This window comes from Lactobacillus sp. M0393 (genome assembly GCF_016102025.1).
GTDB classification, from domain to species: domain Bacteria; phylum Bacillota; class Bacilli; order Lactobacillales; family Lactobacillaceae; genus Lactobacillus; species Lactobacillus melliventris.
This window is the reverse complement of sequence record NZ_JACFPK010000003.1, coordinates 205,801-230,107: the sequence shown is the minus strand read 5'-3', so window position 1 is coordinate 230,107 and position 24,307 is coordinate 205,801. Positions and strand designations below refer to the sequence as shown.

24 protein-coding genes and 1 pseudogene are annotated in these 24,307 nt (G+C 33.1%); 15 read left to right on the top strand and 10 right to left on the bottom strand.

Features of this window, described 5'->3' with window-relative positions; all coding sequences use genetic code 11:
• Positions 1 to 899: 899 nt before the first annotated feature.
• Positions 900 to 2,252: an FAD-dependent oxidoreductase gene (locus H3R29_RS03645; RefSeq protein WP_198202646.1), complete on the bottom strand. Its 1,353-nt coding sequence runs from the start codon at positions 2,250 to 2,252 to the stop codon at positions 900 to 902.
• Between the two features lie 1,050 nt (positions 2,253 to 3,302).
• Between H3R29_RS03645 and H3R29_RS03640 the strand changes: the two genes are divergently transcribed.
• From H3R29_RS03640 to H3R29_RS03620, 4 genes are all read left to right on the top strand, one after another.
• On the top strand, positions 3,303 to 4,007 hold the full coding sequence (locus H3R29_RS03640; RefSeq protein ID WP_198202645.1) for a lantibiotic protection ABC transporter ATP-binding subunit: 705 nt from the start codon (positions 3,303 to 3,305) through the stop codon (positions 4,005 to 4,007).
• Positions 4,000 to 4,728 (top strand): hypothetical protein, encoded by a 729-nt coding sequence (locus tag H3R29_RS03635; protein ID WP_198202644.1) that lies wholly within the window; start codon positions 4,000 to 4,002, stop codon positions 4,726 to 4,728. Before H3R29_RS03640 ends, H3R29_RS03635 begins: the two co-directional genes overlap by 8 nt.
• Entirely contained in the window at positions 4,721 to 5,452 is a 732-nt protein-coding gene (locus H3R29_RS03630; RefSeq protein WP_198202643.1) for a lantibiotic ABC transporter permease, read from the top strand. Before H3R29_RS03635 ends, H3R29_RS03630 begins: the two co-directional genes overlap by 8 nt.
• A 549-nt stretch (positions 5,453 to 6,001) precedes the next feature.
• Positions 6,002 to 7,954, top strand: coding sequence for a BspA family leucine-rich repeat surface protein (locus tag H3R29_RS03620; protein ID WP_198202642.1), 1,953 nt, complete (start codon positions 6,002 to 6,004; stop codon positions 7,952 to 7,954).
• Between the two features lie 210 nt (positions 7,955 to 8,164).
• On the opposite strand, the gene H3R29_RS03615 is transcribed toward H3R29_RS03620, so the two are convergent.
• Together H3R29_RS03615 and H3R29_RS03610 are read right to left on the bottom strand one after the other, a co-directional pair.
• Positions 8,165 to 8,545, bottom strand: a complete 381-nt coding sequence (locus tag H3R29_RS03615; protein WP_198202641.1) for a type II toxin-antitoxin system HicB family antitoxin — start codon at positions 8,543 to 8,545, stop codon at positions 8,165 to 8,167.
• A gap of 38 nt (positions 8,546 to 8,583) precedes the next feature.
• Positions 8,584 to 8,748, bottom strand: a complete 165-nt coding sequence (locus tag H3R29_RS03610; RefSeq protein WP_370567384.1) for a type II toxin-antitoxin system HicA family toxin — start codon at positions 8,746 to 8,748, stop codon at positions 8,584 to 8,586.
• 294 nt (positions 8,749 to 9,042) lie between these two features.
• Here H3R29_RS03610 and H3R29_RS03605 point away from each other — a divergent pair, with 294 nt between their 5' ends.
• A complete protein-coding gene (locus H3R29_RS03605; protein ID WP_198202640.1) occupies positions 9,043 to 10,152 on the top strand; it encodes an SLAP domain-containing protein in 1,110 nt (369 codons plus the stop codon).
• A 223-nt stretch (positions 10,153 to 10,375) separates the two neighbouring features.
• A complete protein-coding gene (locus H3R29_RS03600; protein WP_198202639.1) occupies positions 10,376 to 11,485 on the top strand; it encodes an SLAP domain-containing protein in 1,110 nt (369 codons plus the stop codon).
• Between the two features lie 164 nt (positions 11,486 to 11,649).
• Here the strand turns inward: H3R29_RS03600 and H3R29_RS03595 are convergent, their stop codons facing one another.
• Together H3R29_RS03595 and H3R29_RS03590 are read right to left on the bottom strand one after the other, a co-directional pair.
• On the bottom strand, positions 11,650 to 11,994 hold the full coding sequence (locus H3R29_RS03595; RefSeq protein ID WP_198202638.1) for a hypothetical protein: 345 nt from the start codon (positions 11,992 to 11,994) through the stop codon (positions 11,650 to 11,652).
• A gap of 98 nt (positions 11,995 to 12,092) precedes the next feature.
• The gene (locus tag H3R29_RS03590) at positions 12,093 to 12,392 is read right to left on the bottom strand and encodes a MazG nucleotide pyrophosphohydrolase domain-containing protein (RefSeq protein ID WP_198202637.1); all 300 of its coding nucleotides are present in this window, start codon (positions 12,390 to 12,392) and stop codon (positions 12,093 to 12,095) included.
• 195 nt (positions 12,393 to 12,587) lie between these two features.
• Between H3R29_RS03590 and H3R29_RS03585 the strand changes: the two genes are divergently transcribed.
• The 4 genes and pseudogenes from H3R29_RS03585 to H3R29_RS09140 all read left to right on the top strand — a co-directional run bounded on the left by H3R29_RS03585 (position 12,588) and on the right by H3R29_RS09140 (position 14,054).
• On the top strand, positions 12,588 to 12,842 hold the full coding sequence (locus H3R29_RS03585; protein WP_198202636.1) for a hypothetical protein: 255 nt from the start codon (positions 12,588 to 12,590) through the stop codon (positions 12,840 to 12,842).
• A gap of 223 nt (positions 12,843 to 13,065) precedes the next feature.
• Entirely contained in the window at positions 13,066 to 13,506 is a 441-nt protein-coding gene (locus H3R29_RS03580; RefSeq protein ID WP_198202635.1) for a hypothetical protein, read from the top strand.
• Positions 13,434 to 13,679 (top strand): annotated as a pseudogene (locus H3R29_RS09230) (HNH endonuclease); the annotation flags it as partial. The gene H3R29_RS03580 and the pseudogene H3R29_RS09230, both read left to right, overlap by 73 nt.
• A gap of 168 nt (positions 13,680 to 13,847) precedes the next feature.
• Positions 13,848 to 14,054, top strand: a complete 207-nt coding sequence (locus H3R29_RS09140) for a hypothetical protein (protein ID WP_232352211.1) — start codon at positions 13,848 to 13,850, stop codon at positions 14,052 to 14,054.
• A 592-nt stretch (positions 14,055 to 14,646) separates the two neighbouring features.
• On the opposite strand, the gene H3R29_RS03570 is transcribed toward H3R29_RS09140, so the two are convergent.
• A complete protein-coding gene (locus H3R29_RS03570) occupies positions 14,647 to 14,925 on the bottom strand; it encodes a hypothetical protein (protein WP_046325577.1) in 279 nt (92 codons plus the stop codon).
• 215 nt (positions 14,926 to 15,140) lie between these two features.
• On the opposite strand from H3R29_RS03570, the gene H3R29_RS03565 reads away from it, so the two are divergent.
• A complete protein-coding gene (locus H3R29_RS03565) occupies positions 15,141 to 16,535 on the top strand; it encodes a DHA2 family efflux MFS transporter permease subunit (RefSeq protein WP_232352210.1) in 1,395 nt (464 codons plus the stop codon).
• A 106-nt stretch (positions 16,536 to 16,641) separates the two neighbouring features.
• Here H3R29_RS03565 and H3R29_RS03560 read toward each other — a convergent pair whose 3' ends face one another.
• Together H3R29_RS03560 and H3R29_RS03555 are read right to left on the bottom strand one after the other, a co-directional pair.
• The gene (locus tag H3R29_RS03560) at positions 16,642 to 16,980 is read right to left on the bottom strand and encodes a hypothetical protein (RefSeq protein WP_198202634.1); all 339 of its coding nucleotides are present in this window, start codon (positions 16,978 to 16,980) and stop codon (positions 16,642 to 16,644) included.
• 116 nt (positions 16,981 to 17,096) lie between these two features.
• Positions 17,097 to 18,707 (bottom strand): ABC transporter ATP-binding protein, encoded by a 1,611-nt coding sequence (locus H3R29_RS03555; protein ID WP_198202633.1) that lies wholly within the window; start codon positions 18,705 to 18,707, stop codon positions 17,097 to 17,099.
• A gap of 145 nt (positions 18,708 to 18,852) precedes the next feature.
• Between H3R29_RS03555 and H3R29_RS03550 the strand changes: the two genes are divergently transcribed.
• Positions 18,853 to 19,518 (top strand): type 1 glutamine amidotransferase, encoded by a 666-nt coding sequence (locus H3R29_RS03550; RefSeq protein ID WP_198202632.1) that lies wholly within the window; start codon positions 18,853 to 18,855, stop codon positions 19,516 to 19,518.
• A gap of 438 nt (positions 19,519 to 19,956) precedes the next feature.
• Positions 19,957 to 20,049, top strand: a complete 93-nt coding sequence (locus tag H3R29_RS03545; protein ID WP_081945322.1) for a putative holin-like toxin — start codon at positions 19,957 to 19,959, stop codon at positions 20,047 to 20,049.
• 740 nt (positions 20,050 to 20,789) lie between these two features.
• Here H3R29_RS03545 and H3R29_RS03540 read toward each other — a convergent pair.
• Positions 20,790 to 21,266 (bottom strand): nucleoside 2-deoxyribosyltransferase, encoded by a 477-nt coding sequence (locus H3R29_RS03540; RefSeq protein ID WP_046325572.1) that lies wholly within the window; start codon positions 21,264 to 21,266, stop codon positions 20,790 to 20,792.
• A 24-nt stretch (positions 21,267 to 21,290) separates the two neighbouring features.
• The gene (locus tag H3R29_RS03535) at positions 21,291 to 22,091 is read right to left on the bottom strand and encodes a tyrosine-protein phosphatase (protein ID WP_198202631.1); all 801 of its coding nucleotides are present in this window, start codon (positions 22,089 to 22,091) and stop codon (positions 21,291 to 21,293) included.
• Between the two features lie 143 nt (positions 22,092 to 22,234).
• On the opposite strand from H3R29_RS03535, the gene H3R29_RS03530 reads away from it, so the two are divergent.
• Positions 22,235 to 22,726 carry a universal stress protein gene (locus H3R29_RS03530; RefSeq protein ID WP_046325570.1) on the top strand — a complete coding sequence of 164 codons (492 nt, stop codon included), beginning with the start codon at positions 22,235 to 22,237 and terminating at the stop codon, positions 22,724 to 22,726.
• 512 nt (positions 22,727 to 23,238) lie between these two features.
• Positions 23,239 to 24,171 (top strand): phosphate/phosphite/phosphonate ABC transporter substrate-binding protein, encoded by a 933-nt coding sequence (locus H3R29_RS03525; protein ID WP_198202630.1) that lies wholly within the window; start codon positions 23,239 to 23,241, stop codon positions 24,169 to 24,171.
• Positions 24,172 to 24,307 lie beyond the last annotated feature (136 nt).

Sequence of the window (24,307 nt, the reverse complement as noted above, 5' to 3'; positions counted from 1 at the left end):
CTTTCAAAGAGATTAATACTAATTAATGAATTGAAAATAAGCTAAAGCTATTTAAATTGGAAAGCAGATAAAAAATTAACTTTCCAAGAATAGTGAAGTTAATCAAGATAAGCGTTTTATTTAGTTATAGTGTTTTTTGACCCCCTAGATAATTTTGTCATAAAATTAGTCCCAAAAGTTATCCAACTTTTGGGGCTTAGTACAACGTCATGCTATTGTATGAATTCTAATTAATACACTGTTTTATTTTTTAAACCTTTTCCTTATTTTTGGATTTCACTTCAAAAAAATACATAACAAACGTCCAAATAATTGAACTAATTACACACCCAGCAATATTTCTCATTGTAAAAGTATTTTTGGGATCCATTAACCACCCTATAAAGATTATTAATATCAGAAAAGAAAAGAATTCCCAAATAAGTTTATAAATGCTTTTTTTCATTTTTATCATCTCTTAATAATTGTATCATATATATATCATTTTAGTATATATCTGGTCATAAATTTTATATGACTGGTAATGTTAATCAGATAAACGTAGTTGATGGCTATGTCAAGACAAAAGATGTCAAGTCTATTTATTGCATCAAATTGAAGCAAGGCAACATAAAAGTAAAGGCATATATAAATTAAGTGAAAATTTATCAAATGATGAAATCATATTTAGGGTTTTTTAGTCATTTTCAAGCAGTAGTAACTCTAAGAATAAAAAAGACTGTCCCAATCATACTTTAGCAGGTTAGAGACAGTCTTCTATTTCTTAATCAACTTCCGCTTATCAAGCCGCTAATTTTTTTAAAAGAGCTACAAAACTTCTTTTTCTTTATTAAATTTGCTAAACATACTAGGACACTATAATGGGGTATTTCACAAGGTTAAGCACCTATCAAAATTAATTAAAACTTGTGTAAACCTAGCGCATGTTGTGCAGCCAAATTCAAGATATTCCATTGCCGATCAAAACTTGGTGAGAAGAAAAAGTCTTGCTCAGCTAAATCTTCTAACGTTAATTTATGACCAACTGCTAAACTTAAAACATTTCCTTGAGCAGTGATGTCATATTTAGACATAACTGCACCCCCCAGAATTTGATGAGTATCCTTGTTATAAGTTAAGGAAATATATCCTAACGGATTATCATCTACAGGAATAAAGTCTGGACGCAAATGATCGATGTAGATGCTAGTTGCAGCATTAATGCCGGCAAATTCAGCAGATTTTTGTGGGAGGCCGCTAACTACCGCATGTACATCACCAAATTCTAGTAATTGTCCGCCCACTAAACCTGGGAATGGCCGGCTTGGTTTTTCTTCAAACAAATGTTGTACTAAGTAATTTGCTTCATGGCGAGCAGCGACTGCCGATGGAATCGGCATTCTTTTATTAGCCGGGATTGATAGTGGCCAAATAGCATCACCCAAAGCATAAACGTCTTTTTGATTAGTCCTCAAATATTCGTCTGTTTCAATATAACCACGTTGGTTTAAATTAATAGTATCTTTAAGCCAGTCAGTATTAGCAACAATGCCTGCAGCGACGATAACTAAATCAGCTTTAATATCACCATGATCAGTTTGGACTAGGTGATCATTGGTAAAGCCAGTAACTTTTGTATTAAGCTTTAAATCGACTCCCTTGTCTCGCATTTCTTGTTCAAAAACAGCGGTAAAGTCTTTTGAAAAATAATTAGCCAAAATATGGTTGCTGGCATCAACCAAGGTCATGTTTTTACCAGCTAAAACACCAGCTTCAACGGCAGCAATTCCGTTACCAGCACCCACAACAACGATGTTTTTAATTTCATCATTATGAAGAGCTTCATTGATCTTTTTAGCCCAACTGTAGCCTCGCATTAAATAAACATAGTCTAAATCTGCCCCTGGAACAGGTAATTGGAGTGGATCAACTCCTGGAGACAAGATTAATTTGTCATAATTAACTTCTTCAGTCTGTCCAGTTTGGGTATTTTTAATTGTAACTTGCTTATTCGCCGGATTTAAGGCAACTGCTTGCGAATTATTGACAATTTTACCACCTAATTTTTCTAAATCAGCAGGTGAAAAATTACGTACATTGTCTTGACCGGTAGTTTTTTCTTCTAAAAAGAGCTTCATTCCGCAAGACATAAATGAAACAAAGTCACTTGCTTCATAAATAGTGACATCAAGATCTTGATATCTGTCTAATAACTCGATAGCTGCTTCATGACCCGGATGAGAAGCACCAATGATAACTACTTTTTGATTCATAGAAAAAATCCCCTTTTTATCAATATCTGAAAGCGCTTGTAGCACTTTACTGTCTTCTATGGTAACACAAGAAATGGATTAGTTATACAAAGATGCACTTGTATAGCTAATTCGTTTATATATTAAAACTTATAAAACAACAAAAAATTATGACCGTATAAATTGACTTTGCAAATTTCACTAAATATCAAATTTGCTGATAATTTCTGAGCAAAATACGGCCAAGTAAATCATTTAAAAAGAACCTAAGAAGTAGAAGTGATACTCAAATAGTAGTACAAATAGAATATCATTTGAGAAAGGAAAGTGTTCATTTAAGCATGCGAGATTAAAATGAAATTGCAACTTTTGCTATTGCTTTAAAATCCAAAAGAAAAGGCAAAACCAATTCTTTGTCAAATTCTGTTCGTTTTACCTTATTTTCTAACAATCTGGTTTTAGTTAGCAGATTGTGGAAATTGGCGCAGTCAAATGCAGTACGCTCACTTTATTTAATTTTGCGATAGAAGTTTTCTAAGTATCCGTTGGAATTACTCCGGTGTTAACCTATTAATTACGCTTTAAGCATAGAAGGCTGGTAAGTACAGCAGTATTTTCCTATCAAGTCAGGTTGAGCCAGCTAACGTTTATCGTGTGTGCTACATAAGACTCTGTGCTTATAGTTGTTAGCCAAGCGAAAGAAAAAATCTTTAAAATATCAAGAGCAAACTTAATATAATCAACAAAAGGGGACATAATTCAAACCTGTTATAAATACTGAGGTTGGTATTTTAATGCAAGAGGAATATGTCCTTCTTTTTATGCAATAAAAAGCCTATTAACAGGATAAATTATAGAGCCGGATTATTAAGCTTTTTGTTTAGAGCAAATTGCTTTTTGGATAGCTACTTATTACAAATTATATTGACGCAGTTTTTGATATATAATATAATCATTTTCATTATGTTAGGTGAATAAAGTTTAATATTGTTAAATTGCTTGTATTTAGGTTTGCTTTTAAAACTATTTGAGTATATTTTAATAATAAAAATTATTATAAAAGAGGAAAGTATGTCTGATTTAATAGTAACAAATAAACTAACAAAAAAGTTTAAAGATCAAGTTGTACTCAATCAAATAAGCTTACATGTCCCAGAAAATCAGGTCTATTGTTTACTAGGCCCCAATGGCGCAGGTAAGACTACCTTAATGAAGATTTTAACGGGAATCATACCCGCTACAAGTGGTGCCATTACGTTTGCTGGTCACGATTGGTCTAGAGCGGATTTATCTGCTATTGGTTCTTTGATTGAAAACGCACCTCTTTATGGTAATTTAACGGCTGCTGAAAATCTCCAGGTAGTTTGTCGTTTAAGAGGAGTCGAAGAAAGCGAAATACCAGCTATTCTGGAAAAAGTAGGCATTAGTGATACGGGTAAAAAACTGACTAAAAATTTTTCTTTGGGAATGAAAGAACGCCTTGGAATTGGCTTAGCTCTTGTTGGCCAACCCAAGTTGTTAATTTTGGATGAACCGACAAATGGACTTGATCCACTGGGAATTCAGCAATTGCGGAATTTGATTTCTAATTTTAAGAAAGAAGGCATTACTATTATCATTTCTAGTCATATGCTTTCTGAAGTCGAGCGTTTAGCCGATAAGATTGGCATTATCGGCAAAGGCCGGCTTTTACTTGAAAAAACTATAGATCATACAGAAAATCTGGAACAATTATTTAATGATACTTTAATGAATGCTGGTGTAACGAATGCTTAACTCATTATCTATTGAAGTGATAAAAACAAAAAGAACTTTAGTCAGACAGTTATTGTGGCTTTATCCTCTTTTAGTAATAATTGTAGTGACAGTGCTTTTTGCCACCACTGGTTATGCTATTCAAAGTGTCATTAATCAGTGGAGTACCATTTGGTTTCCCTTATTTCTTGCTTTGATTGTTGGGTTGATTGATCGACATGAGAAAAATAGTACGAACTATAAGTTGATTTTGAGCTCACCTTACAATTTATTTGATTATGAATTAGGTAGAATTCTACACGTTGCACTTTTAACATTAGTTTCTTCTTTATTTTTAGCCCTTTTTGTAAGCTTGCTTTATTTCATTTCTGAAATTAGTGTCTCGTTAATTTCATGTTTTTTGGTAATTTTTGGTATTTGGTTAGTCAATCTTTGGCAAATTCCTTTATATCTTTGGCTTAGTCGCCTTACTAATATGTATGTAACTATTGTATTGGCTTTTGCCGGAATTTTTAGCGGCATAGAAGTAAATAGTTATTTCCTTGGCAAAATTTGGCCATTTACTTGGTCTGAGCTTTTCCCAGTACCCTTGATAAAAATGAATATTAACGGATTACCTCTAGGTCATAATGTGGCAGGTTCAAATAATTATTGGATTATAGCAGCAGCTATTCTGCTTTTCGTTTTGTTCAGCTATCTGGCTGCGAGATCATTTAAGAAGCAGGTAATCAAAAATGCTTAAAAATATTTTTCGGTCAGAAAACGTTAAACTTAAGCGGAGTTTTTTATTATATTTACATTTGTTAACTTTAATTGTTTATCCATTATTAATGGGATTTTATTATGGTACAAGAAAAAATATTGTAAACTCATCCGTTCTGATAATAACTTTTTACGAATTGCTGGCACTTATTTCTCCGCTAGTTATTAGCATTGTTATAGGTCTAGTTTTCGATCGTGAGGAAAAAGCTGGTCATTGTAAAAATTGGTTGGCTAATCCTGGCAAAAAAGGCTTAACTATCGAACTGCAACTATTATATTATTGGCTATTATATTTCCTTGAAATTATCGGAATGAGTTTGATTTATTTCTTTATTTTAAGGTTTGCCTTTCAGATAAATAATATATCCTTTATTAAAATTTTACTAACCAGTTTTATTTTTGCACTTTTCGGTCTTATTCAATATGAATTAGCCCAATGGATAGCCTTAAAGTTTAATGTTGGTGGTGCTATGATTCTGGGCTTCTTTGGTGTCGTAATCTCAGGCTTAAGCATCACCAGTCTTTTTGATTTTATCTGGCCTGTGGTTCCTTGGGCGTGGCAAATAAGATTAATAACATTTTGGGAATCTACTATTAGCAGTCAAGTACAAATCCTGACGGCTTGGGAAATGGTTATTCCGTTAATTTTAACTGTGGTTTTAACTTGCTTAATTATAAAAGTGTTCGACAACTGGCAAAATTAAAGCTGTCAATTAAATAAATAATTGTTCATTGTCGTTGATATAGTTGATATATATAAAAAGAATCAAGTATTTTATTAGCTGCTTGGTTCTTTTTCTTTTACCTTGTTTTCTGCTAATCTAATCCTGGTTAGCAGATTGTGGAAGTTGGCGTAACCAAGTGTTGTACGCTCAATTTATTTAATTTTGCGATAGAAGTTTTCTAAGTATCCGTTGGAATTACTCCGATACTATCTTTTTGATTACCAGTGGTGCATGAATTTCTTTAGCAGTCATTAGAAAAAGCATGTCACTTTATGGTAAAAGTTTGAGACGAAAATTCATTATTACTCCTTTTATGTTAGCTTAAAAAAGGTGACATTCCATGTATATTACTGGTATATATCCGTATAATTAATTTAATGCTATATGATTTCGGTATTTTTTTATATTAAAAATAATAATAAATTATAAATATATATGTGTGTATATATCTAAAAAATACTTTATAACAAATGTTATTTATGCTACACTTGGGTTAGGCAGAATTATATTACTTAAAGGAGACGAATAATGAAGAAATATCTTTTTAATATTAAACTTACAACGTGCTTAGCTTTTATTGCTATGACTGTGGTAGGTTTAAATATTATTAAACCGCAAACAACATTTGCATCGGCTTCACCTCCTGCAAATTCAGTAAAAAAAGCGAAAATTGCAACAAGAGGAACTCGGACAGTTCCATGGGGCGATAGTGATCTGTCACTTAGCTATGATTCGTCCAGTAAAACGTTAACTATTCCTGGTAGCTCCACAGTTGTTGAAGATCCGAAACCGCTGGCAAATGCTTTATATAATGTAGGGCTTGATCCTGTAAATGTTAACCATATTGTTATTCAGGGTCACTTGGCACTTAGCGGGTCAGTCAGGTATCTATTTAAAGGATTTAGTAATATAACTAATATAGACGGCTTGGACAAGCTTGATACTAGTAAAGTTACTGATATGACAAGCATGTTTTCAACATGTATTAATCTAAGCGATGTTAATCTAAAAAACTTTAATACTGCCAATGTTACCAGAATGACAAGCATGTTTTATGGTTGCGAAAATCTTAAAAATATTGATGTTAGTACCTTTAATACCGAAAATGTTTCATTATTAAGTGGCATGTTTGAAGAATGTTGGAGACTAAGTGCAATTGATTTAAGCAACTTTAAAACTAGTAAGGTGACCGATACCAGTACCATGTTCCAGAATTGCTATTTACTAAAAAGCATTAAGTTTGGTGAAGATTTCAAAACTGATAATGTTACTGATATGAGCGGGATGTTTAACAATTGCGTTTCCCTAACTGACTTAGATGTTAGCGGCTTTTCAACTGCTAACGTTACAACTATGTCAAGTATGTTTGGGGCCTGCGAAAGCTTAACAAAAATTGATGTTAGCAAATTTAATACTGATAAAGTAACTGCAATGAATAGAATGTTTATGGGTTGCAAGCATATTACAAAGCTTGATCTCAGCAACTTTAAAACTGCGAATGTTTTTAATATGAGCGAGATGTTTAAGTTCGATTATGACTTGAAGGAACTTGACATTAGCGGATTTGATATGAGCAAAATTACATATATTTCCGAAATGCTAATTGATTTGCAGAGTCTAAACTTGTTAAAGCTAGGTAAAGATAATATTGTCAATGGTACTGGATTAAATACTGATGGTACTTGGATCAATGTTGCTGATGGTACACTTAATGATCCTAAAGGCAAAAATAGGTGGAGCTCAAAAGAGTTAATGGCAAATTATGATCCAGCTAAAGATGCCGATACTTATGTTCGCGAGGGTACACACTTTGATGAGGATAAGCCACCAGTCAATCCGCCAACACCACCAACACCAACGCCAACCCCGACTCCAACGCCAACGCCAACCCCACCAAGCCATTCATCTGGTGTTATGGAGCCGATTGCAGGAGCTGAGGTCAGAGTCCATTATGAAGATAAAAATGGCCTTAAACTAACACCTGATAAAATCTTGAATGGTAATGTTGGTGATGGCTACGTTACCCAAGAACTGAAATTTGCTGGTTATTTATTAAAGGCAAGACCTTATAATGCGACAGGCTTCTTCAGCTACCAGCCTCAGACTGTAACTTATACTTACCTTAAAGGGATTGAAAGGATGGTAATGCATAATTCGTATCTCTATGATATTAACGGTAAGCGGGTGACAGGCGAACTTATGTCAGGCCAGATGATTACTACCTATGATACCGAAACCATAAACGGTCAGAAGTATTATCTTTTAGATAATAATACGTTTGTGAAGGCCACTAATATTACAGGCCAAAAGCGTAAGTTAAAGCATAATGCACTCATCTATAATCAAAAAGCAAAGAAAATAAGACATGCCAGTCTGAAACGCGGACGCAAAGTTAGAACATATGGTGGTGCAGTAAAGCGGAAAGGTCGCTATTACTACATTATCGGACTGAACCGCTACGTGAAGAAGGCTAACTTTTAGAATTTTTGGTTAAGCAGTTCAGTAGTACAGCATAAATATGGTTATAACTGCTGAGCAAAAACGGTCAAGAAAGAATTCACAATTTAAATGCACCTAATAGTAAGAATCAGCTATTAGGTGCATTATTTTGTATTATGCTATTTAAATTAGTCCAGAAAACTGTAAAAAGGTCCCGAAAGTTGCTTAACTTCCTGGACTTATTTTTTCTAGTTATAAATTTAATTCTGTTTTTAAGGCTTTAGTTAGTACAGCAGAAAAATTTAAATTTTTCTCTTTGCCCATTTTTACCAGATATTCTGGTACAGTTACTGTTTTGCGGATTGTCTTGGGATTATTGCGTCTATATTCATCCATATCAATGGCCACAATAGTTTTAACATCATTGTCAGCAACATGGATACTTTCTAACTTAGATGGTTTAGGATAATTAGTTGTGTCTTCTAACATTAATCCAATCATATCAGAAGCCATCTCCAAAGCATTAGTTAAATCTTCGCCCTGAGTAAAACCACCTGTAATATCTGGAACTTCGACAGTATAGCCAGTGTCTTCAGGGTGTAGTACAACAGGGTATACTAAAAGCTTAGACATATTAATTCCTCCTAACATGTAAAAATTAGCTGAAAAATTTATTTTAATCCAGCTTCTTTTAGAATTCTCTGTTCTAGTCCTTTTTTCATTTCTTTCGGATGAATGGTAACAGGAATAGTAACATTTGTAATGGGGTTATACATTTTTAGATGGGAACCATTTTGAGACTTTTTCACAAAGCCTTGCTTTTTTAAAATCTTGATAATTTCTCTTGGCGTCTTCGTCGTAAAGTAAACCTTCCATGTTTCTTATTATACGTATAAATACGTATAAATTCAACGAAGAAAGTTTAAAATTAAGTATCTTCCTATATATTAAGATATTTCCTTAATTAAATTAATCATTTTTTATCTTCCATAATTATAAAAAGGGGTACATGATTAGTAATAGTTATTATATTAGTTGTTTTTTACTATTGTCTCGTTTTGCGCTTTTGTTCCCAAAATAAGAACAATGGCAAAAAAATAGTAATTTTTTTAAAGAAGAGAGGTTAAAATATGAATAAAAAACTTGTTCATTATTTAGCAGCTGGTTTTTTAGGACTGACTGCCGTTCTGACATTTAATCAGCAAGTCCATACTGTTCAAGCAAAGATTCCCAGCACCATAAGAACTGTTATGTATACGTCACAAGCATACGATGAGGATGGACGGAAGGTTGAAGCTAAGTATCCAGCTTTTCATCAGGTCAAAGTTGAAAAAAAGCCATTAATCCTAACTTTCAAGCCCTATGCTCCATACTATAAAATTAGCGGGAAAAAACAATATATCAAAGCTAATAATATCGATGGTGTTAAACGCAAGGTCAAACGTAACTCTTATGTTTATGCTACCAGTTCACGCAGGGCTGACTACCGCCTAATTCGGAAAGGAACCTCAATTACAACTTATGGTGGTACCGTCAAGTTTAAGAACGGTTTGCGCTATTACCGCATTGGTGGTCCTGCAAAACAATATGTGAGAGCCGGCAACTTGGGCAAAATCACTGCTTCAAACACGGAAGAAACTATTGCAACAGTAACAAAAGACGGTGGGACTCCAATTTATGAGATCAATAATGGTCTCAAAACTACTAAAAAGGCTAAAAAAGGTACTACTTTTATAGTCGACCGAGCTCAAGAAGAAGGATATGCCGACGATATAACCAATATGGCTATACCAAATGCAGTTATTTATCGTATTAAAGGGACGAATAATTGGCTCAATTGCCTAGACGTTAAAGTTAAAAAAGAGCTTCCGCATCATTTTTATAACTCTGAGCATTATTCTTATATTAGATTTTATCAAGATACAGACGTCTATAATGCCGATGGCACCAAGAAAGATATTAATGGACAAAGAATTAGGAAACAAGGCGGTAATATAAAGGTAGATAAATTGCTTTATATTTGGGTGCCAGCCGAAAATAAAGCCGAACTATTTTATCATATGAAGGGTCATTGGTTTTATGCCACTAATAAGCCAGACGGAAGTGGTGGTAGTGAAGTAGATTTTGGCGATAGCTATGTCAAAGCGAGTGATGTTAGATTTATTGACGGCGTAAAACTAAACCCGATCAACACAGCTGAAGAAGCAAGTCAAGCTGCCAAGCAAAAAACTGCCAAATAAATCATTTTAAGAAAATTAAATAATTTAAATGCACCTAATAGTAAAAGCCAGCTATTGGATGCATTTTTATTAAGATATTTGGCTAATTAAGTCCATCATTTTTTAACTTCATTAATCGTTAAGAAAAGCACAGAATGAAATTATATAATTTCTTGTTTTTATTGCAGAAATTAGAGAATCAAAAATAGAGATAGCATTTTTTGAAGAAGAGAGGTTAAAATACATGAATAAAAAACTTGTTCATTACTTAGCAGCTGGCTTTTTAGGACTAACTGCCGTTTTAACATTTAATCATCAAGTCCATACTGTTCAAGCAAAGGTTCCCAGCACTATAAGAACCGTTATGTATACGTCACAAGCATATGATGAGAACGGACAAAAGGTAGATGCTAAATATCCAGCTTTTCGCCGGGTTGAAGTTGATAAAAAACCTGTTATTTTAGATTTCCAACCGTACGCACCATACTATAGAATTAGTGGTAAAAAGCAATATATCAAAGCTAATAACATTGACGGCGTTAAACGTGAAGTTAAGCATAATTCCTATGTTTACGCTACCAGCTCACGCCGGGCTGACTATCGTTTAATTAGAAAAGGAACTTCCATTACAACTTATGGCGGTACTGTGAAGTTTAAGAACGGTCTGCGCTATTACCGCATTGGTGGTCCCGCAAAGCAATATGTAAGAGCCAGCAACTTGGGCAAAATCACCGCTTCAAACACCGAAGAAACTATCGCAATAGTGACAAAAGATGGTGGTGCTCCAATTTATGAGATCAATAATGGTCTCAAAACTACTAAAAAGGCTAAAAAAGGTACTACTTTCGTAGTCGATCGTGCTGAAGAACAAGGATATGCTGAAGAAATTAGCCAATTAGCTATACCAAATGCAGTTATTTATCGTATTAAAGGGACGGATAATTGGCTGTATTGCCTAGACGTTAAAGTTAAGAAAGATTTGCCTTCTCATTACTATGATTATGAGCACTATTCTTATATTAGATTTTATCAAGATACAGATGTCTATAATGCCGATGGCACCAAGCAAGATCACAAAGGACAAAGAATTAGGAAACAAGGCGGAAATTTAAAGGTAGATAAATTGCTTTACATTTGGGTGCCAGCTGAAAATAAAGCAGAACTGTTTTACCATTTAAAAGGTCATAAGTTTTATGCCACTGACCTTCCAGGTGGTGGAGGACCAGATTCCATTGATGTGGGTGACGGTTATGTAAAAAAGAGTGACGTCAAATTTATTGCAGGAGTGAAATTAAGTCCAATTAATACTGCAGAAGAAGCAAGTCAAGCTGCTAAGCCAAAGACGGCCAAGTAAATTACTTTAAGAGAACTAAATAAATAATTTAAATGCACCTAATAGTAAAAATCAGCTATTGGGTGCATTTTTGTATTATAAAAAGGTTCCGAAATTGAGAAAATTTCGGAACCTTTGTCAAATTAAGATTACACTTTTCAGAAATAACTATTTCTAAATGCTCATTAGGGGAATAGTACGCATAGCAGGCCAGCTTCCATAGAAACAAGACCTAAAACACTTCTCGGGTTATCTATAAGTTCCACTAAAGCCATTAAAAGCAAAACTAAACCTACGCAAGTCGAAAATATCTCCCTATTCCTATAGACTTTTTCAGAATATTTTTTAGGTTTATCGGCTGGATCCTTTCCAAAAAGAACATTTACAAAATCCAAGAGGGCAAGAATTAAAAATATGACTATGACATAAAATTTGTGTTTTAAAACAAAAGTTGCAAAGAAACCTAGAAGAATTTGTATAAAACCAGATATTATATGTTTAGTTTTATAAGATAAGTTTTTTAAAACCATAACATTATGACGCTTTCTCTATTATCAAATAATCTTGTATATAACTTGATATCAAAGATGATATTTATATTATATTTGGATATATTAAACCCTGATAATTAATGAGGACTGCGTTTAACGCCATTTTTGTATATTCTTTTTTCGCTTATTTTCATTTTATTAACAATGTCTTCGCCCAGGTCACTGTCCAGCATTTCTGCAATGCCTAATAGGAATATCCCTACATCGGCTAATTCCTCATTGATATTTTTCTTATTATTCTTGTGCCAGGCTTCAAATAACTCATTAGCTTCTCCATGTAATCGCAATAATTCAAATTCAATATCTGTGGTATTGAAACCGTGTTTTTTCTTATTTTCCATGACTGCTTTTTGCAGTTTCTTAGTGTCTATGGTCAATTTTGACTCCTGAATAATGATTTTTTTCTATTTTATATTTAATTTGCATAATGGAAGTAATAAATATCAAATTAGGTTAAAATTTTACGATCTTAATACTCTGGAATTGCTTTACATATTCTGTTAGGTTTATTTTATATTTTTAGTGATTATCGTTCAGCAAAATAAACGATAGAGTTATTATGAGGTGAAAATATGTTGTGGATTATGATTTTACTTCTTATATTATTTGCGGGAATGGAATATACAGGAAGAGAGCAACTGCAAGCTCTTAACAAAATTTTTGCGGGTGTAGCGGTTGCAATTATTGTTATACCCCCAGTTGTATCTTACTTGCTATTTAAGAATTTTACTGCTTTAAACAGTGTCACCATTATTCTTGGAGTAGTTCAGGTATGTATACTAGTAGCAATATATTTTATATTCAGAAAAATTGCTTTGAACGATTAGTTATTAAAAGCATAAAATAATTTGTAATAAGAATTTTAACGTTAAAGTGCTTCTATTAATAGATTAGTAATCTAATTATAAAAAGCATTTTTTCTATGATAAAAATAAAACTATTTAACTTTGATAAAAAATCAAAATAAGAGTTTTGAATACATGTATAGTAATAATATGCTATTATAAAAGTGACAAAATAATAATCCAAATTTAAGAACAGGTGATAGCCATGATTCAGTGCAATAAAAAAATTAATTTACTACACAAATTAAGGAATATGTCTTTTTCGAGTTTACCTTGTAGCAAGATTAAAGAAATTAATGACATTGACTTAACAAAATTTAATGCAATTGGCTATATGGGGAGGAATTCTTCTTATTTATATTCCACTCATAATGGCGAAATATTATGCACGAAATCCAGTAAAAGTCAAACTGCATCTCATGTAAAGCAAGTATTTGAAGATATTCAAGACTTTTCTACCAAAGCAGATTGTAAACTTCTTATTGTTGTTGAAGAGGATTACGTCTTAAAAGATATGCAAAAAGCAGACTTTGAAAATCAAAATACGATTCTCAATAGAATGAAAGAAAATGGCTGCAAAATTATTGGGGCGCAGAATATCACAGCAGGTTTGGTTTTAAAGTTCCTAATAATACCCCGCCTTTAAATGAACAAGAAAAAAGAATTGTTTATTACTTATATGATAGGAAATGTGTTTATTGTGGCAAGTGTCTCTGTTTTACTGATAGTCAAATAGATCATATTGTTCCTAAAAAAGAGGGCGGCAATGATTATTATAAAAACTGGGCATTAGTTTGTGAGCCTTGCAACGAAAAAAAGTCTAATAGGATTTTTGGCGATCCTGAGGAATGTATCGGGGAGAAAGGAAAAAACTACATAAGAAGGTTAAGTGAGTGTTACCACTTTTATAAAGCAAAAATAGATAATGACGAAAGATATATCTTAGTTAGAGAACAAAAAAATTTTGGCTTTAGAAAATACTTTACCATGTATAAAAAAGTAGATAATAAATATTTAAATAGGGATAATAAAAACGGTGGGTATCAGTTCATTATAAATACAGTTAACAAAGATAATCTTGAGAAAATAAAAGAAAATGGGAACGAAATATCTGGAAAAGAAATAGAAAACGCGCTGGATCCTAAGGGAACGGATATGTGTGGAACATCTAAGATAGATAATTGGCTGAGTTAAATTTGAAATTAATAAAATTTAAAGGAAATTTTTCTACTAATTAGTATAGCTTATCAATATATAGTTAAGGACTGGTTATCATTATGCAAATGATAGCCAGTCATTTTTATATGTTGCTTTTTTAATAAAATGAACTATTATTTGTTCAATATTGTAAATGAGGTGGCAATAATGACTAGAAAAGTGAAATTTGGTATATTTGCATGTATTGTTGCTGCAGGTCTTTTTTATTTTACTATTGGGCGTCAAATGACTATGTAACTGATGTAGCACAATATCAGGTTAATCAAATAATAAGAAAACACGATACCTGAGAAATTAACCAAGTAGCAACTAATAGGAAAACAGCGAAATTTTTACATACTCTTAAAACTAGTGACCGCTGCCAGAAAATTAGCAATTTTCAAGGTGGAACTGAAGAATGTGGCTATTATGTTGCAAGTATCAAAAATAAACCTGTTGGGATTTATATGCAAAAAAAATCCAATTCTTTTTGGAATTGGAAAATAAAAAGTATCATATGTTTTGATTAAGCTAACCCTATAAAAATGTAGGCTACTTCATATATCTATAAATGACAAGTTTCGAATTATTAAGATTTAGGCAACATTTTTACCAGATCACTTAAATCCAATCCGTAGTTTCTAATACAAATTTGAAACTCTAATTCAGGCTCAGGTAAATACGAGGTACTAAAAAAGGCACCTATTGCTCCAAGTAGTCCTAAAGCCCTGCGGAAATCCTCTTTCGTAAAAACTGATAAGTAAATGTTATCATCATAATCATCTACTCTAGCAGTGTATTCTGTTTCTAAATTTTTTAGAGTGCTTTTGAAAAGCTTCATTAAATTTTCTTGTTTTGTTTTTTCCATGATAATTTGTAACTCCAATTTATGGTTATTGATCTGGCTAAAGTATAATTAAAAAATTATTCCTTGCTTTTTATGCTAGTTGACAAAATTTTGTATTATAAAACAATAATTTACTCAATTGATTTTTCTTAACTGGTACAATATATTACTGTAATATACTTATTTAATTAGATATTGTATCTAAAAAATAATGACAAAAGGAATTGAGAATTTTAATGGTAAAAAATAGTAAGCTAATTGGTTCAATACTTTCAGTGGGAATACTTAGTTTTTTGGGAATTGTGATAGAAACTGCACTCAATATTGCTTTTCCCCAATTAATGACTGAATTTAATATTTCTGCCAAAACGGTTCAGTGGTTAACAACAGGCTATATGTTAGTATCTACGATTATTATTCCTTTTGGTTCGTATTTACAAAAGAGATTCAAAGTTGTTTCTTTATTTAGAATAGCTGTTTTATGCTTTTTACTAGGTACTTTTTTAGCAGGAATTTCATCAAGTTTCACTTTATTGCTATTTGGGCGTCTTTTACAAGGAGTTGCTGCCGGCATTGGTTTGCCACTAATGTTTTCAATAATCTTAAGAGAATCACCTCAAAAGCAAGTTGGCATGTTTATGGGGCTCGGTACTCTTGTTATTGCTTTTGCTCCTGCAGTTGGTCCAGTATACGGTGGAATAGTTCTAAAACTATTTCAGTGGCAGAATTTATTTTTGTTTATTATCCCAGTAATTATATTGATCTGGGTATTAGGCGAGTTTAGTATCACTCAAACTACTAAAACTGAAAAAATTCCATTCGATTTTCAGGGCGGTTTACTTTTAATTGCGTTTCTCCTGTCCGCTTTATTTGTACTTTTGGGTTTTACCAGTGGCAATAATATTTACCTGCAATTAATACTGGCATTAATCACTATTATTACTGGATTCTTCTTTATTTTGGCTGAAAAGCATAGTCAGCATGCAGTTTTAAAAGTTAGTTTATTTAAAAACTGGCAGTTTACTTTCTTTTTGCTGGCATTTTTTCTGTTGCAATTAATGTCACTGAGCATGTCATTTTTGATACCCAACGTGTTACAGACAGCTTTTGCACAAACAACGGCCACAGCTGGGTTGCTGGTTTTACCTGCTGCTATCACAGATGCAGTTGTTTCAGCGTTTGCTGGAATAATTTACGATAAGGTTAATCAAAAATTACCAATAATATTTGGAGTAGTAATAATTCTTCTCACTTTTATAATTGCTAATTTTTTAAACCCAAATATTACCAACATGGCCTTTATTTATATCAGCTTTATGTTTGGCTTGGGATTTAGCTACGGTAATATCATGACTTTTTGTTTATCCCATATTACGACTGATGTAAAAAATGATGGGAATGTCATTTTTATGACTGCCCAATCATATTCGGGGGCGATAGGCACAGCACTAGCAGCTTCGTTAATAACTTTGGCGCAAACAGGTTTTAAAAACAAAAAGTTAGCGGCATTGGCAGGTCTAAAACTAAATTACAATATGTTAGTATTCCTATCTTTGATCGTACTGGTTTGCATTTTAGTTTGCTTTATTTTTACTAAATCGAAAAGTAAAGCATCTCAAAATTTGTTTTAATTTTCAGGTACTTTTTTAATTCAGCACAATAATTGCGATTGACGTTGGGTAAACATCTTCCAATATTAAAAATGAACATTGGTCTACTTTCCCTAAAACCGGCAGGTTAAAATAGGATAAGAAATAAGTATGCATCAATCTGCGGAATATACGAAGTCAGATTAGTCCTATCAAAAATTAATACTAGAAGCGAAAATGCCAAAGCTGCTAAAAATAAGCACTTGAAAAACTTTTCTCCGCCATCCAGATTAGCCTTTTGAATAATTTTTACAGGGTGGGTGGTTTTAATGAAAATAGCGCCTAGCAGTAATATCACACCAAAGAAAAAGTAAATATATATAGCTATTTTCTTTTTATGATAATAAATAAAAAGAATACCAATTAAAAATTGTAAAATGCCCATTAAAAATAAGGCAATTTTCGGATTAAGTTTATATTTCAGCATGATTTGATACCCTCCAAAATTAAATTTAATAAGGTTACATAATAAAAAGTAATCTTTTTGTAACTACTACCTATTAGGACATTATGTAGTTGAATAATAAAAAATATGTGTTGAGTTTAGTTATTCCGTTCCAAAAGAGTGTTATCTTTTAACTCGTAATGTTTAAAGTTATTGTCTTTAAATATTTGCTCATCGTAATGGTGTGCAATTTCCAACACAGTGCAGTTCAACCTGTTTATTACTTGTTGCACTTTTTTACCTGTTTCGTTGTCTAAAGCCGAGGTGGCCTCATCTACTAAAATAATCTTTTTACGGTAAATCAGTGCACGAGCAATTTCAATTCTTTGCTTTTGTCCACCTGACAGATTTGCACCATTTTCACCGTACTTTTTGTCTAAACAATTATCACCTAGTTCTGCTAATAAACCGACTGCTTTTAGTGCTTTCAAGCATTCTTCATCCGAAAACTCTTTACCTAGAGTCAGATTAAGACGCAAAGTGTCATTGAACATGAATGGACTCTGAGCAATATAAGCAAGTTCACCAGAACCAGCGATATTTTTAACTACTTGAGAACCATCTTGAAGAAAAATTTGTCCGCTTGTAGGTTTGATGAAGCCTTCTATTAAGTTGAAGATTGTTGATTTGCCTGCGCCGGATTTACCAGTAATTAAAATTTTGGTTCTGAATGGAATTGTTAAACTTAAATTTGTCAAAATCACCTTTTTGTCATTGTAAGCAAAACTGACATCATCTATCTTGATGCTAGGAGAATTAAGGTGACTATTCTTGTTTTCTGCAAATTCAAGCGAATACAGTTTGAGACTTTTACGAATATTTTCTGTTGTCTTCATCTCATTTAGGCATTGTGCGGCATTTCTCAGGGGTCCAACGACACGGTCACTGGCTAAGAAAATGGCGATAATAGCTGCTGGTTCAGCCTGACCATTGATGACAAAAAACAAACCTGCACCGAGAGGAAGAATAAAACTCAATGCAGAAAGAATGGCACTGAGAAAAATGGCCCAAGCTTGATAGTCATTCATCTTTTTATATGAATTTTCTGTTTGCTGCAAGTAGTTTTCTGTATCTGCAAACATTGTTTTTTCAGCTAAATAAGTTTTAATTGTGCGAATACCATTAAACAAGTCGGTTACTTTGCCTAAATAAGTGCTGCTGCTTTTTTGCCAAGTTTCAGAGGAATCACTTAATACTTTGCCAAAAATTTTGGATGAAAGCATTGGCAGCAGTGAAAACAAAATGAATAAAATCCCTATTGTAAAATTAAGCCAAAGAATATAAAAGCTGGATATTACAGCCATCAAAATGGCACCACACAATTCAAAAAAAATTTTAAAATAATTAGTTTCAATCAGCTTGAAGTCATTAAAAATCTTTGAAACATTATCTGAAGCAACTGCAGCAAAGTCTGGGTTAACTATCTGACCGTAAACAAAGCTGTCTTTTATTTTGATATTCATTAATTTGATTGCCTGATTGATCCAGATTTGCTTTAGGGTCATGGCGAAATAAACTAATCCCAGAGCCAGCAAACTGCTAATGATATACAACACTGCTTTTATAGCGGGTGTATGGCGGTTGAAAAGCGTCACATTTGAAACTACTGAAGATAAAACTACGCCGTCAAAAGAATAAATTATAGTTGCAATTAGAATTCCCAATAATAATGACTTAGGTAGTGTTTTAAAAAAAGTTTTGAAAGACATTGCATTCTCCTGATACTTTGGAATATAAAAAGCTTTAATTAAATTAAACTTCATTTTATCACTAAATTATAATAATATTAAATTATTATTTGAATATTTTATTAAAAACATTATGGTGCTAAATTATTTTAAAAGGAGCAAAACGATGAGAATTAATGTTTTACAACACACGCCAAACGAAGGTCCCGGTTCAATTCAGGAATGGGCTGACTTGCATCAGCATGATTTTTATGTATATCATCCCTATCAGTTTGGCATTTTGCCTACTGCTGCCACAACAGATTTACTAGTTAATTTAGGCGGTCCTATGAGTCCAAATGATGATCTGCCATGGATTGAGCAGGAGCGTCAGTTAATTAAGCAGCTATTTAAAGAGGACAAGTCTATTTTAGGAGTATGCTTTGGCGCACAACAAATTGTTAAAACTTTAGGCTATCAGGTTAAAAAGGCGCCGGTTAAAGAAGTGGGCTGGGGTCCGGTCAAGTTGCAGTCCAAATTAATTAGCGGTTTGCCTGAAAGTTTAGAAGTATTACATTGGCATGAAGAGATGTTTGAAATACCAAAAGAAGCTGACGTTTTATTTTCTAATGCTAATTTACAAAATCAAGGTTTTGTTCTGGGTAAGCAAGCTGTTGGTTTGCAGTTTCACTTAGAACCAGAAAAAGATAATATCAAAGAGATTGTGGTTAACGATTCTCAATATCTTTCTGGGTCGATGTTTAAACAAACAGCTAAACAAATTATTGAGCATCCTGTTCCTAAAGAAAATAAAAGGGCAATGTTTCGCATTTTAGATTATTTGACGGAATAAAAATATATAATTCGCTTTAAAGTATTACTTTTTGCTGATAGTTTTAGAATCAGATCAATTATTTGTAAAAGCAGAAAATAGACGAGACTTAGCAATGAAGTGCCCCAAATTTGGGGGTATTTTTATATCTAAATTATCTAAACAAAATAAAATTGAAGTCTATCATCTTTGGCATAATTAGCATTTGGCGCAAACAATATAAGTATTGTAACTACTGAAATAACCTTCAAAATAAAAACCAAGCCATTTTAATGGCTTGGTATATACGATTATAGGTAATTTTCCTAAAATCTGGTTAATATTTGAGATTGGTTTGTTATAATTTAATTAGCGTAGAAAAGTTAAAAGGACGGTAGCTGCCGCTTTCATGAAGGAAGTGAGGCCTATGAACTATTTTGATTCATACTTCAGTCTCCCAAAAGAAAGGAGCAGCAGTTGATGAGCACTGCCGAAGCGTTAAGTTTAATGCTTAACTTTGGTATGTTTATCTTGACCTTGTTAATGTTTATTGACAAGCATCATGATAAATGAGCAAATCAAAAAACCGTCCTAGATACTGGCTGGGCGGTTTATAAATTTAAAAAATTATAACTATAAGCGCAGCTACCGTCCTTTGTGGCGGCTCTACGTGAGGAAGACTTATTGTGGTAAGTCTTCCTTTTTCTTACACCTGTATTTTAGCATGAATGCTTTTATGGTGCAATTAAGTATTATAGAGCAGAATTCATAGCGCTAAAGTATATAAGGCATTTTTAAATTGCAAAGCTGGAGCTAATTTAACAATATGCAGTTAATTTTACGCACTACACTAAACCGACTTGAACAATCATATCTTGCTCACACAAAAACCGTTTCAACAGAAACGGTTTTTATTTACAAGCATCATGATAAATGAGCAAATCAAAAACCGTCCTAGATACTAGCTGGGCGGTTTTAAATATTAAACAAAAAATATTATAAGCGCAGCTACCGTCCTTTGTGGCGGCTCTACGTGAGGAAGACTTATTGTGGTAAGTCTTCCTTTTTCTTACACTTGTATTTTAGCATGGATACTTTTATGGTGCAATTAAGTATTATAGAGCAGTATTCATAGCGTAAAAGAACTACAAGGCATTTTAAATTGCAAAACTAGCGTTAATTTAATAATATGCAGTTAATTTTACGCACTAAGCTAAACTGCCTTGAACAATCATATCTTGCTCACACAAAAACCGTCTCAACAGAAACGGTTTTTGTTTGTCTTATTTAGTTTTGTTTAAACACGGCTCTGTTTAATAAGCAGCTCCATCATAAAAGTCAAAACGAGGTTTATTGAAATCAAAGTCTTTCACTTCACTGAGCTTAAGTGCAATATCGCAAACACCCCAGCTCATTAAATTGATTGGTTTGCCGTAGTCTTCATCAGGAATAACCAATACAATATATTTTCCTTGAGACAGCGCATAACCTAATTCCATACCGAGACCTACATCTTCTTCATCTGGTAAATAGACGCCGATCATAATATCGCTGGTCTTAATACCGGTTAAGTCACCGCGGTAAGTAGCGGTTTCCCATTCACGATCACGCAGATATTCAGGATGCTCCTCGACATTGATGCCTTTGTATTGATGATCTAAAGGAACATAGCTGTTTTCCAGGTCAATGGTTGGGTTTTCTTCTAAAGCTTTCATTGTCTTCTTGTAAGCGTCGTTTTGCTTATCATTAAACCAACCAGCACCAAAATAAACAGTCTTTGTTTTAGTCATAAAATTTCTCCTTACCATTTAAACCTATTTTAAATATATTTCACGTAACTTACTGATTTCATCATCAGTTAATCTCATAATATCATGTAAGTAGTTTTCAACGCTACCATAATTTTTATTTATAGTTGAAACTACAAACTCTATGTACTCGGAGTGCACGGTTTGCAAGTCTTTTAGGATATTTACTGTAACGTCATTTGCCCCTTCATCTTTGGCTTTTTGCAAAAATTTATGGACAAAGTCTTTGGTGGCAACGTTTGTTAACAGGTAATCTTTTTTGATAGTTTCAAATGGCACACCAAGTGCTGATAAAATCAGTAGTGCTGCAAAACCAGTTCGGTCTTTCCCAGCGGTGCAATGGAAAATTACACTCTGGTCTTCTTCGTCATTAGCTAGCAGCACATCAAAAAAGTGGCGGTAAGCTTTTTGAGCAGACTCGCTTTTAATCATGTCATCATAGGCCAAAAACATGTGGTCAAATCCGGCTTTGGGATCTTGATGCTTTTGACTGAGAATTTCATCGATTCCCTTTGATGACTCAGTCAAGTCCTCACTAAATACCGGATCAAAATTGTAAATGGCGCCTTTTGGAACCCGATCAGGCTCTTTTTCAGCCTCATCTTTACTCCGGAAGTCAACGACATACTTAACGCCATAGTCATGTAAAAATTTCAGATCGGTTTTATCCAGTTTGGCCAAGTTAGCTGTTCTGAGTAATTTATGCATTTTAACAGTTTTGCCGTCAGAAGTTTGATAGCCGCCCAGCTCGCGGAAATTACGGCCGCTTGTTACGCCAATTAATTGATTTTTAAGTTTTTGGGTCATTGAATACCTCCACCTTTGCATTTGACAATTACACTTAATTTTAGCAATAAACTAGTATATAAACAATTATAAAAAAACCTAAGTGGATAGTGAAATTATGGTAAAATAAACAAAAGAACATTATATTTCAAAAGGGTGAGAACATGGAAACGAAAAAAGCTAGCATTTTAGTTCCAGTTGACGGTTCAGAGTCGGCAGAAAGATCCTTTGATAAAGCAGTTAAAATCGCAATGACGGAAAATGCGCATATCGATGTCTTAAGTGTCATTGATACCAGACAATTTTTGGGTGAGATGCAAGATACACTGATTACGGGCGACACCGTTTATCAGATGACGCAAGATACAGAAAAATATCTTAAAAGCTTGAAAGAATGGGCTCATGACAACTTGGGCTTCGATGATATTGATTATCATATTCGTTATGGCAGTCCGAAGGCGATTATTTCCTATGACTTTATTAAAGATCATCACAATGATTTGATCATCATGGGTGCAACAGGATTAAATGCAGTTGAAAGAATGTTGATGGGTTCAGTTACTGAATATGTTAATCAACATGCTTTGGCTGATGTTTTAATTGTTAGAACAGACGTTAATAATAATCCGCTTAAGCCGCAAAGCGACAAAAAATAATTATATACAAATTTAAAAGCATACGATCAATAATTCGTATGCCTTTTTTATGCCCAAAAGTCAAAGCTAATTGCTAATAGTGTTCGGAAATACTATTTTAATAACACGATAATTAAATAAAATTTTATTATCCCTTGCTATTTTACGAATATTTATGGTATTATCTTTATGAAATGAACGTAATTATTGTGTTTGGAAGGTTGAGGGCAATGAAAGTAACAGGAAAAATTTATAATTTATTCTCCTATTTATATACTGTTCAACTCGCTTTGTTAACCGTTCGTTTTTCTTTCAGAATAACCTATTGGGGCATGATGTGATATTGGTCATATTATGCCTTTTTATTTACCTAATTTTAGGAGGATGTAATGAAAAATAGAAGCGGAAGCTGATTTAGGTTGATTTTATTTGAATATCTACATGAATAAATTGCCACGAAAATGACAACGAAGTTTATGCTTAAACAAAATTAAAGTTATGGTAAACGTATTTATTAGGAGTAAAAAAAGCAAATGACCAAAATCAAAAAGTTTCTGATAGCATGTTTTGCATTATTATTAACTGTTGGTGCTACTGCATGTTCCAATTCAAGTAAGAAATCAAGCTCAAACAGTAACACGCCAAAGTCACTCAACGTGCAGTTTGTTCCCAGCGTAGCTGCTAACAAGTTGGAAGCACGGGCTAAGCCTATGGAAAAGATGCTTTCTAAACGTCTGGGTATTCCGGTACATGTTTCTATGTCTACTAACTATAATGGCCTAGTTGAAGCCATGAAGTCTAAAAAAGTTGATGTCGGTTTTTTACCTTCAGATGCGTACATTATGGCTCATAAACAAGGCGCAGCAGATTTATTACTGCAGGCAGAACGCTATCGCGTTACACAACCAAATGGTGTAAGAACCAAAGAATTAGTTAATTCGTATCGTGGTGAAGTAGTAGTAAAGAAAGGCTCCTCAATTAAGAGCTGGAAGGATTTAAAAGGCAAGTCTATTTCAGTAACAGATGTTACATCTGACTCGGGTTATATTTTCCCTATTGCAGAGTTAAAACAGAAGGGCTTAGATGTTACTAAAAAGTGTAAATTGGTAACAGTTACAGGTGCAGACCAAGCAGTTCTTAACGTGTTAAACGGTGATACTGACGCGGCATTTGTTTATGAAGATGCTAGAAATGATGTGCTGAAGGATGAACCAAAGATTATGAGCCAGGTTGTACCTATTTACTTCACTAAACGTATTCCTAACGATACTATTTCGGTTCTTCCAAGTATGTCTAAATCATTTAGGAAAAAGTTAGCCAAAGCCTTTATTTCAATTGCTAATTCAAAAGATGGTAAAAAGATGATAGAAAACATTTATAGTCATGAAGGATATACATACGCTAAAGACAGCGATTATAACATCATCAGAAAGTATGATAAATTAATTGCTTCTACTAAGAAATAGTTTCCCCCATATTTAAAAAATCTCAAAAGGCTACATACTAAGAATTAAATAAACTTTCTTAAACAAAATAAGATTTCTAGTCAATTCTCTTTTCTAAATAAAACATTTCTGCTATTATTTGATAGAATAAATACAG

What these genes read in the sequence shown, in the direction of transcription:
- H3R29_RS03645 (WP_198202646.1), bottom strand. Translation starts at nt 2,252, where the DNA reads ATGAATCAAAAAGTAGTTATCATTGGTGCTTCTCATCCGGGTCATGAA.
- H3R29_RS03640 (WP_198202645.1), top strand. Translation starts at nt 3,303, where the DNA reads ATGTCTGATTTAATAGTAACAAATAAACTAACAAAAAAGTTTAAAGAT.
- H3R29_RS03635 (WP_198202644.1), top strand. Translation starts at nt 4,000, where the DNA reads ATGCTTAACTCATTATCTATTGAAGTGATAAAAACAAAAAGAACTTTA.
- H3R29_RS03630 (WP_198202643.1), top strand. Translation starts at nt 4,721, where the DNA reads ATGCTTAAAAATATTTTTCGGTCAGAAAACGTTAAACTTAAGCGGAGT.
- H3R29_RS03620 (WP_198202642.1), top strand. Translation starts at nt 6,002, where the DNA reads ATGAAGAAATATCTTTTTAATATTAAACTTACAACGTGCTTAGCTTTT.
- H3R29_RS03615 (WP_198202641.1), bottom strand. Translation starts at nt 8,545, where the DNA reads ATGTCTAAGCTTTTAGTATACCCTGTTGTACTACACCCTGAAGACACT.
- H3R29_RS03605 (WP_198202640.1), top strand. Translation starts at nt 9,043, where the DNA reads ATGAATAAAAAACTTGTTCATTATTTAGCAGCTGGTTTTTTAGGACTG.
- H3R29_RS03600 (WP_198202639.1), top strand. Translation starts at nt 10,376, where the DNA reads ATGAATAAAAAACTTGTTCATTACTTAGCAGCTGGCTTTTTAGGACTA.
- H3R29_RS03595 (WP_198202638.1), bottom strand. Translation starts at nt 11,994, where the DNA reads ATGGTTTTAAAAAACTTATCTTATAAAACTAAACATATAATATCTGGT.
- H3R29_RS03585 (WP_198202636.1), top strand. Translation starts at nt 12,588, where the DNA reads ATGTTGTGGATTATGATTTTACTTCTTATATTATTTGCGGGAATGGAA.
- H3R29_RS03580 (WP_198202635.1), top strand. Translation starts at nt 13,066, where the DNA reads ATGATTCAGTGCAATAAAAAAATTAATTTACTACACAAATTAAGGAAT.
- H3R29_RS09140 (WP_232352211.1), top strand. Translation starts at nt 13,848, where the DNA reads ATGTATAAAAAAGTAGATAATAAATATTTAAATAGGGATAATAAAAAC.
- H3R29_RS03570 (WP_046325577.1), bottom strand. Translation starts at nt 14,925, where the DNA reads ATGGAAAAAACAAAACAAGAAAATTTAATGAAGCTTTTCAAAAGCACT.
- H3R29_RS03565 (WP_232352210.1), top strand. Translation starts at nt 15,141, where the DNA reads ATGGTAAAAAATAGTAAGCTAATTGGTTCAATACTTTCAGTGGGAATA.
- H3R29_RS03560 (WP_198202634.1), bottom strand. Translation starts at nt 16,980, where the DNA reads ATGCTGAAATATAAACTTAATCCGAAAATTGCCTTATTTTTAATGGGC.
- H3R29_RS03555 (WP_198202633.1), bottom strand. Translation starts at nt 18,707, where the DNA reads ATGTCTTTCAAAACTTTTTTTAAAACACTACCTAAGTCATTATTATTG.
- H3R29_RS03550 (WP_198202632.1), top strand. Translation starts at nt 18,853, where the DNA reads ATGAGAATTAATGTTTTACAACACACGCCAAACGAAGGTCCCGGTTCA.
- H3R29_RS03545 (WP_081945322.1), top strand. Translation starts at nt 19,957, where the DNA reads ATGAGCACTGCCGAAGCGTTAAGTTTAATGCTTAACTTTGGTATGTTT.
- H3R29_RS03540 (WP_046325572.1), bottom strand. Translation starts at nt 21,266, where the DNA reads ATGACTAAAACAAAGACTGTTTATTTTGGTGCTGGTTGGTTTAATGAT.
- H3R29_RS03535 (WP_198202631.1), bottom strand. Translation starts at nt 22,091, where the DNA reads ATGACCCAAAAACTTAAAAATCAATTAATTGGCGTAACAAGCGGCCGT.
- H3R29_RS03530 (WP_046325570.1), top strand. Translation starts at nt 22,235, where the DNA reads ATGGAAACGAAAAAAGCTAGCATTTTAGTTCCAGTTGACGGTTCAGAG.
- H3R29_RS03525 (WP_198202630.1), top strand. Translation starts at nt 23,239, where the DNA reads ATGACCAAAATCAAAAAGTTTCTGATAGCATGTTTTGCATTATTATTA.